This is a genomic window from Actinomadura sp. 7K507 (assembly GCF_004348425.1).
GTDB lineage: Bacteria > Actinomycetota > Actinomycetes > Streptosporangiales > Streptosporangiaceae > Spirillospora.
Genome location: NZ_SMKK01000011.1, coordinates 1 through 14,199, shown reverse-complemented (window position 1 = coordinate 14,199; position 14,199 = coordinate 1). Strand labels below are relative to the sequence as shown.

11 protein-coding genes are annotated in these 14,199 nt (G+C 74.2%); 8 read left to right on the top strand and 3 right to left on the bottom strand.

Features of this window, described 5'->3' with window-relative positions:
* Positions 1–48: 48 nt before the first annotated feature.
* Positions 49–1,047, bottom strand: coding sequence for a WxL domain-containing protein (locus tag E1285_RS04335; RefSeq protein ID WP_132148255.1), 999 nt, complete (start codon positions 1,045–1,047; stop codon positions 49–51).
* Between the two features lie 63 nt (positions 1,048–1,110).
* Positions 1,111–1,992 (bottom strand): IPT/TIG domain-containing protein, encoded by an 882-nt coding sequence (locus tag E1285_RS04330; protein ID WP_243722552.1) that lies wholly within the window; start codon positions 1,990–1,992, stop codon positions 1,111–1,113.
* 103 nt (positions 1,993–2,095) lie between these two features.
* On the opposite strand from E1285_RS04330, the gene E1285_RS04325 reads away from it, so the two are divergent.
* From E1285_RS04325 to E1285_RS04290, 8 genes are all read left to right on the top strand, one after another.
* Positions 2,096–2,743 (top strand): hypothetical protein, encoded by a 648-nt coding sequence (locus E1285_RS04325; protein ID WP_243722551.1) that lies wholly within the window; start codon positions 2,096–2,098, stop codon positions 2,741–2,743.
* A complete protein-coding gene (locus E1285_RS04320; RefSeq protein ID WP_243722550.1) occupies positions 2,740–3,771 on the top strand; it encodes an ABC transporter substrate-binding protein in 1,032 nt (343 codons plus the stop codon). The genes E1285_RS04325 and E1285_RS04320 overlap by 4 nt, the downstream gene beginning before the upstream one ends.
* Positions 3,772–3,797: 26 nt before the next feature.
* Positions 3,798–4,901 (top strand): iron ABC transporter permease, encoded by a 1,104-nt coding sequence (locus E1285_RS04315; protein WP_243722549.1) that lies wholly within the window; start codon positions 3,798–3,800, stop codon positions 4,899–4,901.
* Positions 4,898–5,728 carry a heme ABC transporter ATP-binding protein gene (locus E1285_RS04310; RefSeq protein WP_132148251.1) on the top strand — a complete coding sequence of 277 codons (831 nt, stop codon included), beginning with the start codon at positions 4,898–4,900 and terminating at the stop codon, positions 5,726–5,728. Before E1285_RS04315 ends, E1285_RS04310 begins: the two co-directional genes overlap by 4 nt.
* Before the next feature lie 102 nt (positions 5,729–5,830).
* Positions 5,831–7,534 carry a sulfatase gene (locus E1285_RS04305; protein WP_243722548.1) on the top strand — a complete coding sequence of 568 codons (1,704 nt, stop codon included), beginning with the start codon at positions 5,831–5,833 and terminating at the stop codon, positions 7,532–7,534.
* A gap of 95 nt (positions 7,535–7,629) precedes the next feature.
* Positions 7,630–8,631 (top strand): glycoside hydrolase family 16 protein, encoded by a 1,002-nt coding sequence (locus E1285_RS04300; protein WP_132148249.1) that lies wholly within the window; start codon positions 7,630–7,632, stop codon positions 8,629–8,631.
* A gap of 2 nt (positions 8,632–8,633) precedes the next feature.
* Positions 8,634–9,824: a beta-1,3-glucanase family protein gene (locus tag E1285_RS04295; protein ID WP_132148247.1), complete on the top strand. Its 1,191-nt coding sequence runs from the start codon at positions 8,634–8,636 to the stop codon at positions 9,822–9,824.
* Between the two features lie 121 nt (positions 9,825–9,945).
* Positions 9,946–11,637 (top strand): phospholipid carrier-dependent glycosyltransferase, encoded by a 1,692-nt coding sequence (locus E1285_RS04290; protein WP_207946388.1) that lies wholly within the window; start codon positions 9,946–9,948, stop codon positions 11,635–11,637.
* Positions 11,638–11,645: 8 nt separating this feature from the next.
* Here E1285_RS04290 and E1285_RS45315 read toward each other — a convergent pair.
* On the bottom strand, positions 11,646–14,199 hold a 2,554-nt coding region (locus tag E1285_RS45315), incomplete at its 5' end, for a hypothetical protein (protein ID WP_165966451.1).

The following is a 14,199-nucleotide window of genomic DNA, read 5'->3' as shown; positions in this document are numbered from 1 at the left end:
ATTCCCACCCCGCCTCTTCTCCGTCCTGGGGGACGAAGTCTCTGTTCTCTAGGAGAGGGTCAGGGTGAGCGTCGCGGTGTAGTCGCCCGGCGAGGTCCCGGCCGGGACGCTCAGGTCGAGCCCGGCGCCCGCCTGGAACACGCCGCCGCTGCTGCCGGGGGCCGACGACGCCAGCGTCCGGGCCGCACCGAGCGAGCCTTCCTGGCCCGGGGCCACCGCGCCCTGCGAGCCGTCATCGACGACCTGGGCGTTCGGGGTCCAGGCCAGGTTGCCCTTCGGGATCGTCGCGCCCTGGGCGTGGCTGAAGTCGGTCACCTCACCGACGAGGTTCCAGCCCGCCTGGGTGCCGCGCGCGTCGGTGACCGTGGCGTCGCGCAGCTCGCCGGTGGAGTTCTCGCCCGGCGCGACCGTGCTCAGCTGAGCGGTGTCGCCTTCCAGGGAGAGGGTGAGGGCGCCGTTGTTCACCTTGGTGTTGAGCGTCTGCTCTCCCGTGCCCGAGGGGTCCGGGTCACCGGGATCGCCCGGGTCACCGGGGTCTCCCGGGTCGGGGTTCTCGCCGCCGGTGAACGTCACGGGGCTGAAGGTGTCCTGGCCGCGGTCGGGGACGCCGTGCGCGGCCATCGTGATGACATAGCACTGCGTCTTCAGGCAGTCGTGGAACACGCCGTTGCCGTCGGTGTACTGCGCCTTGACGCCGGGGAGCGTGACGTTGAACGTCCCGTCGGCGTTCATCTTGTCCTGGCCGGACGTGGGGGTCCCGTTCTTGTGCACCCACTTGGACGCCTGGAAGGTGCCGGCGTTGGTGGCGTAGTCGGCGTTCTTCGGCCCGAACACGACGTAGACGCCGAAGCCGTTGTTGGCGTTGGCGTCGAAACCGCTGCCCTGGACGGTGAGGTCCTGGCCCGCCGGGTCGGCCCCGGTGGCCGGGGCGACGGTCGTGGCGGGGCCGGCGGCGAACGCCGGTGCCACGCCCATCCCGATGGTGATCAGTCCCGCGGCGGCGATGACCGCGCCGCCGCGGGTGATCCGTGTGGTCACGTGTTTCATTGCTTCCTCTCCCGTGGAGATCGAAGATAAGAACTTAGGTAAGCCTTACCTAAGTCGAGGACCCTAGCGGAGTTTTGGCGGGGTTCCTGAGGCGGGATCGCGGCGGCGCCGGGCGTACCGTCCCGGCCTGCGGCGCGACACGGACCGGGCGACCAGGACGGCCGCCGCAGCAAAGGCGGTGACGGCCCAGAAGGGCCACGGGGAGCGGGCCTCACCGCCGGAGACCGTCTGCTCGAACGCGCTCGCCGGCGAAGCGCCGGCCAGGGAGGCGCCGTCCGGCGTCGCCGACGCGCCCGGCGCCCCGGACGGGCCGGCGGCGGACGCGCCCGGGGCGCCCGGCGTCGCCGCGCCCGAGCCGGACGCCCCGGCGCCCGCGCCTCCCCCACCGGACCCGCCGGACCCCGTCGAGCCCGGCGCGCCGCCCGAGCCCGAGCCCGCACCGCCGCCGGAGGCGGCGCCCTTGAAGCGGACCGGCGTGAACGAGTCCTGGCTGCGATCGGGCACGCCGTGCGCCGCCATCGTGATCACATAGCACTGCGTCCTCAGGCAGTCGACCTTCTTGCCGTCGCCGTCGGTGTACTTCGCCTTCACCGACAGGCTCACCGAGAAGCCGCCGGACGCGCTCATCGGCGCCTGCCCGCCACCGCCGCCCGCTCCGCCGGGATGCACCCACTTCGCGGCCAGGAAGCCGTTGGAGTTCGTCACCCAGTCGGCGTTGCGCGGCCCGAAGACGACGTACACGCCGAACTTGTTGTTCTTGGCCGCGTCGAAGCCGGAGCCGCGGACGGTGATCGTCTGCCCGCCCGGGTCGAGACCGCTCGTCGGAGACACCCGCACCGACGCCGCGAAGGCGGGCTGCGGTGCGATCACGAGGAGGCCGAGGGCGGTCCCGGCGACGATCGCGCTCCGCCGGCGCACGCCGCGGAGGGGTCTGAAGTTAGGCAAGGCTCACCTCTTAAAAGTTAGGCAAGGCTAAGCTAATGTATTGCCGGATCTTGGTAAAGGCCCTGGTGGGCCGCAAAATTCGCCTCCGAGGGACTGACACCCGATGCACGTAGCACGCACAGCCGCCCGACCGACCCTTACGCTCGCCCTGGCGGCCGCCGCCTGCCTGGCGCTCGCCCCCGCCGCGCTCGCGGACGCCGGCAAGGCCACCGGACAGGGCGGGCAGACCCTCACCGTCTCGGAAGTGGACGGCCTGCCCGCGGAGGGCACCACGGTCCAGGTCCAGGGCTCAGGATTCGACCCCGGCAAGGGCATCTACGTCGCGTTGTGCAAGGACAACGGCCCAGGCAAGGCCCCCACGCCCTGCGGCGGCGGAGCCGACATGTCCGGTGAGGCCGGGGCATCGCAGTGGGTCTCGTCCAACCCGCCCCCCTACGGGAAGTCGCTGGCGGTCCCGTACGGGCCGGGCGGCACCTTCGACGTGAAGGTCAGCGTCGGGGCCGCGCTGTCCGACTCGGTCGACTGCGCCGAGGTCCGCTGCGCCATGGTCGCCCGGGCCGACCACACGCGAAGCGGCGACAGGTCGCAGGACGTCCGGGTGCCGGTGACGTTCGGCGGCGGCAGCGGCGGCGTCCCGGTGTGGGCGTGGGCCGCGGGCGGCGCCGGCGGGGCCGCCGTGATCGGCGCCGGCGTGCTGCTCGTCCTGCGCCGCCGCCGTACCGCCGCCGAACCGTCCGGAGCCGCCGCGTGACCCGGACGCCCCGGAGCGGAACCGGGCGGCGGGCCATCGCGCTCGCCCTGGGCGGCGCGCTGCTGCTCAGCGGCTGCGGCCTGGGAACGGCCGGGATGACCGCGAGCGGCTCCGACCCCGCCGCCCGCTGCGGGCCGAGCAGCGTCCCCGCGCCCAAGGGGAACCCCGAGCCCGTCAAGGCGGCCGAGCCCGAACTGCCGGTGACCGTGCGTTCCGCCGACGGCGCCGACGTGACGGTCCGCGACGCGCGGCGCGTCCTCGCCGTCAACCTGTACGGCTCGCTGGCCGAGATCGTGTACTCGCTCGGCCTGGGCGACCGGCTCGTCGGGCGCGACGTCTCCACCACGTTCCCCGCCGCCAAGGGGCTCCCCCTGGCCACCGGGCAGGGACACGACCTGTCCGCCGAAGGGGTGCTCAAGCTGGACCCGTCCGTCGTGATCGCCGACACCAGCATCGGGCCGCCGGAGGTGCTGGACCAGCTGCGGCAGTCCGGCGTGCCGGTGGTGCTCGTGGACGACCGGCAGACGCTCCCGGCGGTGGGCGACCACATCCGCGCGGTGGCGGACGCGCTGGGCGTGCCGGGCGCGGGACGGAAGCTCGCCGCCCGGGTGGACGGCGAGATCAAGGCCGCCGCGAAGTCCGCGTCCGGCACGCTCCGGGTCGCCTTCCTCTACCTGCGGGGCAGCGCGGGCGTCTACCTGATCGGCGGCGAGGGCGCCGGGTCGGACGCGATGATCGAGGCGATCGGCGCGACCGACGCGGGCACGGCCATCGGCCTGTCCGGCTTCCGGCCGCTCACCAGCGAAGGGCTCATCAACGCCGCACCCGACGTGCTCCTGGTCATGACCGCCGGGCTGGAGTCGGTCGACGGCGTCTCCGGACTGCTCAAGCTGCCCGGCGTCGCGCAGACCCCGGCCGGGCGGAACCGGCGGATCGTGGACGTCGCGGACGGCACGCTGCTCACCTTCGGCTCGCGCACCGGAGAGACGATCTCCGCGCTCGCCACCGCCGTGCACCGGACGTGCTGATGGAGACGGCACCCACGGAAAAGACCGTGTCCACGAAGAAGAACGCGTCCACGAAGAAGAACGGGCAGCCGTCCGACGCCGAGCAGCGCGGGCACCGGCGGGTCCGCGGACCGGTCCTGATCGGCGTCCTATTCGTGGCCCTGGTGGTCCTGGCGTTCGCCGCCGCCGGCGCCGGGCAGGTCAACATCCCGCCCGACCAGGTCATCGGGTCGATCCTGCACCGGATCGGCCTCGACATCGGCCCGCGGCCCACCGCCGCGCAGGGCGACAACGCGCTGTGGATCGTGCGGTTCCCGCGCGTCGCGCTGGCCGTCCTCGCGGGCGCCGCACTGGGCGCGTCCGGCGCCGTCATGCAGGGCGTGTTCGGCAACCCGCTCGCCGAGCCGGCCGTCATCGGCGTCTCGTGGGGCGCCGCGGTCGGCGCCGCCACCGTCATCACGTTCGGGCTGACCCTCTTCGGCAACTGGACGATCGTGGCCGCCGCGTTCGCGTGCGGCCTGCTCACCACACTGCTGGTGTACGCGATGTCGCGGTCGGCGGGCCGGACCGAGGTCGTCACGCTGCTGCTCACCGGCATCGCGATCAACGCGGTGGCGAGCGCGCTGCTCGGCCTGCTCATGTTCGCGGCCGGCAACGACGCCCTGCGCGCCATCACGACCTGGAACCTCGGCAGCCTGGCGGGCGCGAACTGGGGCGCGGTCGCGACCGTCGCGCCGCTGACCGCCGTCGGCCTGGTCGTCGCGTTCGCCTGCGCGCGGCGCCTCGACCTGCTCTCGCTCGGCGAGCGCACCGCCCGCCACCTCGGCGTGGACGTGGAGCGGCTGCGCTTCACCGCGATCATCGTCATCGCGCTGCTGACCTCGTCCGCCGTCGCGTTCGCCGGCGTCATCTCCTTCGTCGGGCTGGTCGTCCCGCACCTGATCCGGATGGCGGCGGGCCCCGGGCACCGGACGCTGATCCCGGCGAGCGCGCTCGGCGGCGCGGTCGTGCTCGTCGGCGCGGACCTGATCGCCCGGACCGCGATCCCCTACCAGGAACTTCCGCTCGGCGTCCTCACCGCGGTGGTCGGCGGCCCGTTCTTCTTCTGGCTGCTGCGCCGCGCCCGCAACAGCTCGGGAGGCTGGGCATGATCGGCCTGCGTGCCCGGCGGCCGGAGCCGCCGCGTCCCGTCCCGGCCGGTTCGGCGGCGATCGAGGTGCGCGGGCTGAGCGTGGAGCGCGGCGCCCGGACGGTCCTGACCGGCGTCGATCTGACCGTCCGTGCCGGTGAGGTGCTGGCGCTCGTCGGCCCGAACGGCGCCGGGAAGTCGACGCTGCTCGGGGCGGTCGGCGGGGACGTCGCCTCCACCGGGGACGTCACGGTGGACGGCACGCCGCTCTCCGCGTGGAGCCACGCCGAGCTGGCGATGCGGCGGGCGATCCTGCTCCAGCGGCAGACCGTGTCGTTCCCGTTCAGCGTCGCCCAGGTCGTCGAGATGGGCCGGGCCCCCTGGGCGGGGACGCCGCTGGAGGACGACGACGAGGCCGCCGTGGCCGAGGCGATGCGCCAGACCGACACCTCGGCCTTCGCGCAGCGCCCCTACCCGCAACTGTCGGGCGGCGAGCAGGCCAGGGTCGCGCTGGCCCGCGTCCTCGCGCAGCGGACCGGCGCCCTGCTGCTGGACGAGCCGACCGCCTCCCTCGACCTGCACCACCAGGAACTGGTCTTCGGCGTCGTGCGGGAACGCGCCGCGGCGGGCGCCGCCGTGGTCGTGGTCGTGCACGACCTCGGTCTCGCCGCCGCGCACGCCGACCGCGTCGCGGTGCTCGCCGCCGGCCGCCTGGCCGCCTGCGGCCCGCCCGGCGACGTCCTCACCGCCGGGCTGCTCAGCGACGTCTACCGGCACGACGTCGAGGTCTTCCCGCATCCGCGCACCGGCCGCCCGCTGGTCCTCCCGCACCGCCCCGCGTCCGGGTGATGGCCGCCCCCGGGTGAAACCTGGCAACGTTGAACCGGACTCCGCTGGTTCGACGTGCTGTGGGTGTCGCGTCAGCGACGGGGGGACCGGACCTGGGAGGACGTGCTGACCACCGATAGCCGCCTGGAGCGGGCGGAAGACGAGCGTGTCGAGGAAGAGCGCGTCGACGGCGGGGCCGCGGAGCCGGGTCGCCGGGGGCGGTGGCGGTGGCGGCTGGTCGCGGGCCGGGCGGTCACCGCCGCGGCGTTCCTGTTCGTGCTGGCCGCGCTCGTCGCGCCGGTCGAGTCGTCCCGGCTGACACCGGCGGCGTTCGCGCGGATCCCCGTGGAGGGAGTCGCCGGCGTCGCGCTGATCCTCGCCGCGCCGGCGAGGATCAGACGGTACGTGGCCGGGATCGCGGGGGCGGTCCTGGGGGTCCTGTCCGTGCTGAAGGTCATGGACATCGGTTTCGAGGCGGTGATGTTCCGGCCGTTCGACCTCGTCCTCGACTGGCCGCTGCTCAGTCCCGCCGTCGAGTTCGTCGAGGGGTCGGCCGGGCGGGCCGGGGCGATCGGTGCGGTGATCCTGGCGATCGCGCTGGCCATCGCCGTGGTCGCGCTCATGTCGCTGTCGGCGCTGCGGCTCGGCGGCGTCGCCGCCCGCCACCGCAGGACGGCGGCCGGCTCGGCCGCCGTCCTGGGTCTCGTCTGGGTCGTGTGCGCCGCGCTGGGGCTCCAGCTCGTCAAGGGGGTGCCGGTCGCGTCCCGGGATACCGCCGTCCTCGCCTACGACCACACGCTGCAGGTGCGGTCCAGCCTGAACGACGGGGAGGAGTTCGCCAGGGCCGCCGCCGTCGACGCCTTCCGCGACACGCCGCCCGGCAAGCTGCTGACCGGGCTGCGCGGCAAGGACGTCGTCCTGGCGTTCGTGGAGAGCTACGGGCGTTCGGCGGTGGAGGGACCCGAGTACGCGCCGCAGATCGGTTCCGTGCTGGACGCGGGCACGCGGCGTCTGGGCGAGGCCGGGTTCTCCGCCCGCAGCGGCTGGCTCGGCTCCCCCACGGCGGGCGGGGGCAGCTGGCTGGCGCACGCCACCCTGCTGTCGGGCCTGTGGGTCGACAACGAGCAGCGCTACCGCACCCTCGTCAACAGCGACCGCTTCACCCTCAACCGCGCGTTCCACCGCGCCGACTCGCGGACGGTCGCGCTCATGCCGGCCATCACCCGGGCGTGGCCGGAGGGCGGGTTCTACGGTTACGACAAGGTGTACGACAACCGCAACCTCGGGTACCGGGGGCCGCGCTTCAGCTTCGCCACGATGCCCGACCAGTACACGCTGTCGGTCCTCCAGCGCACCGAACTCGCGGCGGACGACCGTGCCCCGGTGATGGCGGAGACGGCCCTCGTGTCGAGCCACGCGCCGTGGGCGTCCATCCCCGAGATGGTCCCGTGGGACGAGGTCGGCGACGGGTCGGTCTTCCAGGGCATGGGCAAGGGCTACGACGCGCCGTGGCCCCCGGCCGGGCGGATCCGCACCGAGTACCGCAAGTCCGTCGAGTACTCGCTGAACGCGCTCGTCTCCTTCATGGAGACCTACGGCGACGACGACACCGTGCTCGTCTTCCTCGGCGACCACCAGCCCGCGCCGGTGCTCACCGGTCCGGGCGCGAGCCGGGACGTGCCGATCACGATCGTCGCCAAGGACGAGGCGGTCCTGGAGCGGATCTCCGGCTGGGGCTGGCAGGACGGCCTCAAGCCCGCGAAGGACACCCCGGTCTGGCCGATGAACGCCTTCCGCGACCGGTTCCTCACGGCTTTCGGCGGCTGACCCGATTGGCGGGGCGGCATTCCGGGAATGGTCAGTGATGATCAGCTCCGCAGGTGCCGACCCACCTCCCCGCCAACTCCTGTGGAGGCTTCCCGATGCCGTACCCACCCCTGCGGCGCCATTCCCGCACGCCCCGGAAAGCACACCGTCCCAAGCTCGTCACGGCGGTGTGCACCGCCCTGTTCACGACGGGCCTGTTCATCACGGGCGCGCTGCCCACCACCGCCGCCGCCTCGTCACCGCCACCGCCCCCGCCCGGCTGGAGCCTGGTGTGGAGCGACGACTTCGACGGGGCCGCCGGTTCGCCGCCGTCCCCGCAGAACTGGATCACCGACACCGGCCACGGATATCCCGGCGGCCCGCCCAACTGGGGCACCGGGGAGATCCAGCGGTACACCGCCGACCCCGCGAACGTGAGCCTGGACGGCACCGGAAACCTGAGGATCACCCCGCTCAAGGGGGCGTCCGGGGAATGGACGTCGTCCCGCATCGAGACGCGGCGGACGGACTTCAAACCGGCCGAAGGCCGCATTCTGCGGATCGAGGGACGGCTCCAGATGCCGAATGTCACCGGCGCCGAGGCGCTCGGCTACTGGCCCGCCTTCTGGGCCCTCGGCTCCCCTTACCGCGGCAATTACCAGAACTGGCCGTCCATCGGTGAGTTCGACATCATGGAGAACGTCAACGGGATCAATTCGGTCTGGGGCGTCCTGCACTGCGGAACGAACCCGGGCGGCCCCTGCAACGAGACCAGCGGGATCGGCGCCGACCGCGCCTGCCCCGGCCCGGCATGCCAGTCCGCGATGCACACCTACGGGTTCGAGTGGGACCGCAGCGTGTCCCCGAACCAGCTGCGCTGGTACGTCGACGGCCAGCAGTACCACAGCGTCGGCGAAGACCGGATCGGCGCCGCCGCGTGGAACGACATGACCGGCCACGGAGGCTACTTCCTGCTGCTGAACGTCGCGATGGGCGGCGCGTTCCCGAACGGCGTCGCGGGTCACGCCACTCCGACGGCGTCCACGGTGCCGGGCCGCTCCATGCTCGTCGACTACGTCGCCGTCTGGCAGAGCGGCGCCACGGCCGGGAGGCGATGACGATGCGCCTCTCCGGAAAGGGATTCCGCCGTCTCGCGGTCGTCCTGGCGGGCGTGCTCGCCCTCGCCCCGCTGTCGCCGGTGCGGGCCGCCGCGCCGGACGTGCTGCCGCTGAACGTCACCAACGATTCGGGACGCGCCGGTCAGGTGCATCTCTACGTGGTCGGCGTGAACACGAGCACCGGGCGGCTCGGCTACGTCGACGCGTCCGGAACGTTCACGCCGTGGCCGGCCGGGTCGATCCCGCCGAGTCCCGCCCCGGACGTCTCGATCGGCGGCCCCGCGAACGGCGCCACCACGACGCTGCGCATCCCGCGCGGCCTCTCGGGACGCGTGTACTTCTCGTTCGGGGAGAAGATCGGTTTCTTCCTCACGCCGACCGGGCTCGTGCAGCCGGCGCCGTGGAATCCGGGCGACGCCAACCACGACGTCCTCTTCGACTGGAGCGAGTTCACCTACAACGACGACGGGCTGTGGCTCAACAGCTCGCAGGTCGACATGTTCAGCGTCCCGCACTCCGTGGCGGTCACGAACGCGGCGGGGACGACGACGCGGACGGGTGTGCTCGTCCCGGACGGACGCGAACGCATCTTCAACGCGATCCAGGGCCAGGCCGGAGACTGGTCCAACCTGATCACCACGCGGCCGGACGGGCTGCGGCTGCGCGTGCTGTCACCGGCCAAGGGCATCGGCGCGGGCGTTTTCGATCCCGGGTACCTCGACGGCTACATCGGCAGCGCGTGGGACACCTACAGATCGCAGACGCTGACCGTCGTGCCGTTCCAGCACGAGCCGGGCAAGCGGTTCACCGGCCGGACCGACGCGAACGGCGTCATGCGGTTCACCGACGGCACGGGCACCGTCGTGGCCTCGTTCCAGAAACCCGCGACCAAGGACGTGTTCGGCTGCGACGGCCGTCTCCACGCCCCCAACGACGGCGTGGTGGGCCCGATCGCGCGGACGCTGTGCGCCGCGCTCCACCGCTCGACGCTCGGATACCTGCACACCCAGCCCACCTACGACCCGGGCCGGTTCTACACGCGGGAGATCACCAACCACTATTCGCGGATCGTCCACGCGAACATGGCCGACGGCAGGGCCTACGGATTCCCGTTCGACGACGTCGGCGGGTTCGAGTCCCTCGTCCACGACGGCGACCCCGCCTCCGCGGCGATCGGCCTGACCCCGTGGTGACAGGCCGAGTGGTGACAGGCCGAGTGGTGACAGGCCGAGTGGTGACAGGCCCCGTGGTGACAGGCGCCGGGGTGGGGCGAGTCGTGGTGGCATGACCCGTCCCGGTGCGAGGGTGGTCGGTGTGACCTCGCTGTCCGCCGAGCCCGGACGGCCGCCGGCGTCTCCCCGCGAGACGCCGGCGGGCCGTTTCCGGGTGCTGCGACGGCACCGGAGGTGGCCGGTCGCCCTCGCCGTGGCGGCGCTGCTGGCCCAGATGGCGGCCGCCATGCTCGCCACGGCCGTCCGGCAGTCCCCGACCATCGACGAGCCGGTGTACGTGGGGACGGGCGTCGTCTACCTGTACGAGCACGACCTGCGTCACAACCCTGAGCATCCCCCGCTGGGCAAGCTGCTCATCGCCGCCGGGCCCGCACTCGCCGGCGCGCAGTTCGACGGCGCCTTCGCCGGAGACCAGCAGCAGGTCGGGCAGCACCTCCTGTACGCGTCGGGCAACGACGCGCAGCGGGTCCTCCTGGCGGCGCGGATCCCGGTCATCGTCCTGACGCTGCTGTTCGGGTTGGTCGTCTTCGCCTTCGCCCGCGACCTCGCCGGCCCGCTCGGCGGGGTCGCCGCGCTCGCCCTGTACGCGTTCTCCCCCGACGTCGTCGCGCACGGATCGCTCGCCACGCTCGACGTCCCCATGGCCGGGTTCCTGCTGACGGCGGTGTGGCTGCTGTGGCGGGCGCGGCGGCGACCGCGGCTCTGCCTGCCGGCGGCCGGGGCGGCGCTCGGCGCGGCGGTGGCGACCAAGATGAGCGCGCTACCGGCGGTCCCGGTCCTGCTGGGCCTGACGGTCCTGTCCGTGTGGGCGTTCGGGCGGGCACGCGGCCCCGGTCGCGCGGGACGCCTGATCGCGGTGTGCGCCGTGTCGGCGGCCGGGGTCGCGCTGGTGGCCGTGGCGGTGGTCTGGGTGAGCTACCTGGCCGTCGACCCCCGGCTGCGCTGGACGGCGCCCGCCGGCGTGCCGTCCATCGGCGGGCCGCGCGGCCTCGCGATCGACTGGCTGCCGTTCCCAGAACCGTTCCGGGACGGGATGCGCGTCCAGTTCGGCTTCGAGGACCTGCGGTGGACCGGCTTCCTGTTCGGCCGCGTCTACCTGGGCTCCCTCTGGTACTACCTCCCCGCCGCCCTGCTGGTGAAGACACCGCTCGGGATGCTCGCGCTGTGGGCGGCGGGGATCGCCGCGCTCCTGGCGGTGCCCCGGCTCCGTCCCGCCGCGCCGTACGTTCTCGTCCCCGCGGCCGTGATGCTGGCCGCGGCCATGACCGGTGCCCGCGACCTCGGCGTCCGGTACGCCATCTTCGTCCCGATGTTCCTGGCCGTCGCCGCGGCCGGCGCGACCCTCGTCCGATGGCGGTGGACACCGGCCGCCGCGGGGGCGCTCGTGCTTTTCGTCGCGGTCAGTTCGCTGCGGACGTTCCCGTACTACCTGCCCTACTCCAACGAGGCGTTCGGCGGCCCGTCCGAGACCCGCCTGCACCTGCACGACTCGAACGCCGACTGGGGCCAGGACCTCGGCCGCCTCGCCGACCGGCTCCGGGACCGGTACCCGGGCGAGAAGGTCTGGCTGGCGTACAAGGGCAGCGGAATCCCGTCCTACTACGGCATCGAGGCGTCCGACCCGCTCCTCGCGCCGCCCGGCGAGGTCCGCGGGCTGCTGGTGGTGTCGAACAGCTGGATCGCCAAGTCGGACCCGCGGCTGACCCCGCTGATCGCCACCGGCGAGCGGATCGACGGGGTCGGCCACTCCATCACCATCTTCCGCCGCCCGTAGCTCCGCGGTCAGCGGCGGTGGGAGTGGGCGCGGGACCAGAGCGCCGTCCAGCCGCCGGCGGCGAGCCAGGACGCGGGGACGCGCAGGCCGTGCGCGGTGATCTCGTCCCAGAAGACGGCGGTGTCGGCGCCGAGTTCGCCGGCCAGGGGCATCGCGCGGCCCCACGAGCCGTCGTCGAGCGCGGTGGCCGGGTAACCGGGGACCGCGGTCTCGTCCGGCGCGGTCACGGGAGCCAGCTCGATGTCCGGGGCGTCGCAGGTCACCGTGATGGCGAGCGCGCAGAGGAGCGGCTCGGTCGCGCGCCGGGCGAGGCCGCGGGCGATGGCCGGGTCGTCCTGGACGGCGAGCCGCCCGATCGCCCGGCGGGTCCGGCGCGCCGCCAGGTCGAGGTTGTAGGCGTCGGCGATGGCCGGAAGCCCGATGAGCCTGCGCAGGGTCTTCGGGAGCGGCGGTTCCGCCAGGAGGAGCGGGAGCTGGTCGAATCGGTCGCGCAGGGCCGGGTCCAGGCCTTCCAGCGCCGCGCCGAGCGGGCGGTTCCCGGTCGCCGCCCAGAGCCCGGCGAGGTCGGCCGGGCCCGAGCCGAGCACCCGCCGGACGGCGGAGGCCAGCTGGGCGGCGCCCATCCGGCGCAGCCGGACCGGCGCGGCGTCCGGCGGCACCGCGGCGAGGGCGGCGAAGACGTCGAGGACGTCGGAGGGTGTGGCGGCCCAGGCCCGCTGCGCGAGCTTTCCCAGCGCCGGGCCCACGTCCTCGACCAGGCGGGGAGCGGCACGGCGCCGGGCCGGCCGGACCGGCGCGAGCTCGTCCGGCACCTCGTGCCCCGGGGCGGGCTCCACCGCGACGGCACCGGGCAGCGCGGCGACCCAGTCCCGGAACCGCCGCTCCAGCTCCTCGTCCGGCTCGTCGTTGAACCTCGCCGCGATCTCGCTGACCCGCCACCCCCGCGACGCGGGCCGCAACGGCGACAGCTCGGCGTTGGCGACGAGCATCCCGTGCCTGCCGTAGAGGCCGACGAGGCCGGCACGGCCCTTGCGCGCGTCCTCGATGTAGTCGGGGCCGGCGATGCAGTTGCCCATGTAGTCGGACCATTCGGCCAGGTCGCGGGCACTGCGCGCGACCTTGACGCGGACACCGGCACCCGGGACCGACGTTCCGTCCCGTGCGAGCAGCGGCGCCGGGACGGCGAAGTCGCCGGTCAGCGCCTCGGCGATCGCGGTGGCCGACAGGAGCCCGGCGGTGAGGCCGGGCCAGGTCCGGGCGCCGCGCGGCGGGACGCCGCCGAGCGCGGCGAGCTGCGCGGCGCCGGAGGCCGCCAGCGTGATCGAGTCCGGCCGCGGCGCCGGCGGTTCGGCACCGGGATCGGGCTGCGGGTCGTGGTCGAGCCAGGGCGCCCCGGTGCCGGGGGTGCCCTTCGCCCTGTCATGCCCGTGCAGGCGGGCGAGCGCGTCGACCAGGTCGGCGTACCACAGCAGGTCGCCCACCGTCTCCACGGCGGCCGGGTCCGCTCCGGGGGCGAGGCGCTCGTGGAGCGGCGCGGCGTCCGCCAGGAGCTTCGACGACCAGGGCGGGATGCCTGCCCATTCGTCCGGGGCCCGCCCGTACCCGGCCGCCTCGCGCCAGTCCCCCAGCCCCGCCGCCGCCCACTCGCGCAGCGTCCCGTCGCGGACCCCGAGCATGTCGTCCATGACCCGCTCGATGTCCTCGATCACCAGGAGGGCGTAGGCGCGGGCCGACGTGAGGCGGGGCTTGAAGTAGGTGGCGAACCTCGCCTCATCCGGAAGCCCGCCGGACACCCCGCGGTCGATGCCGCGGACGTGCGCGGCCGGGCGCGCCGGAAGGCCGGTGAGGCCGGGCACGCGCCGCGCCGAGGCGGTCGCGGCCCCGTCGGCGACCTGTGCCACCGCCGCCCGCAGGAGGGGGACCGAGCGTTCCAGCCCGTCCCGCGGCCCGTGGTCGGCGACCGCCGTCGCGGTCCGCAGCAGAGCGGTGGCGCCGAGCGCGTCCTGGAAGAGCCGGTCGAGGCGGTCGCGCCAGTACCCCTCGGGCGGCGTCCACCGGGCGGCGTCGGCGACGGACGGGTTGTCCGCCGTGCCGTACGCCCGTCTCAGCAGCCGCAGGATCTGCTCGTCGTCGTCATGGCGGCGCCGCTCGCGCAGGTCGGGGACCCGGTCGCGGCGGCCCTGCGTCGCCAGCCGCCGCTCGCGCCGCGCGATCCCCTCGTGGTGCTCGAGGACCCGCTCCCACAGGTCCAGGAGGAGGTCGAGCCTGCGAGGACGCGGCACCGGCTCGAACACCTGCCGCAGGTACCGCCCGAGCACCGAGGGCAGGCCGCCCGGAATGACGTCCGCGTCACGGGGCGCGTCCAGCGCGAGGACTCGTTCCAGCTGCTCGGGCCCGAGCACGTCACTGGCCGCCACCGCCAGATGAAGCGCCGCCCACCGTCCCTCCTCCGCGGCCCGCCCGGCCGCCGCGCCCACCCGCCTGGTGACCGCGGGCCCGAACAGCGCCACGAGGAACCCGGCCCGCTCCCCCAGGCGCCCCGCGTCGCGCAGGCCCACGACC

Bases quoted from the DNA above. Each gene is read 5' to 3' on its own strand.
- E1285_RS04335 (WP_132148255.1), bottom strand. From the start codon at position 1,047: ATGAAACACGTGACCACACGGATCACCCGCGGCGGCGCGGTCATCGCC.
- E1285_RS04300 (WP_132148249.1), top strand. From the start codon at position 7,630: ATGCCGTACCCACCCCTGCGGCGCCATTCCCGCACGCCCCGGAAAGCA.
- E1285_RS04310 (WP_132148251.1), top strand. From the start codon at position 4,898: ATGATCGGCCTGCGTGCCCGGCGGCCGGAGCCGCCGCGTCCCGTCCCG.
- E1285_RS04325 (WP_243722551.1), top strand. From the start codon at position 2,096: ATGCACGTAGCACGCACAGCCGCCCGACCGACCCTTACGCTCGCCCTG.
- E1285_RS04295 (WP_132148247.1), top strand. From the start codon at position 8,634: ATGCGCCTCTCCGGAAAGGGATTCCGCCGTCTCGCGGTCGTCCTGGCG.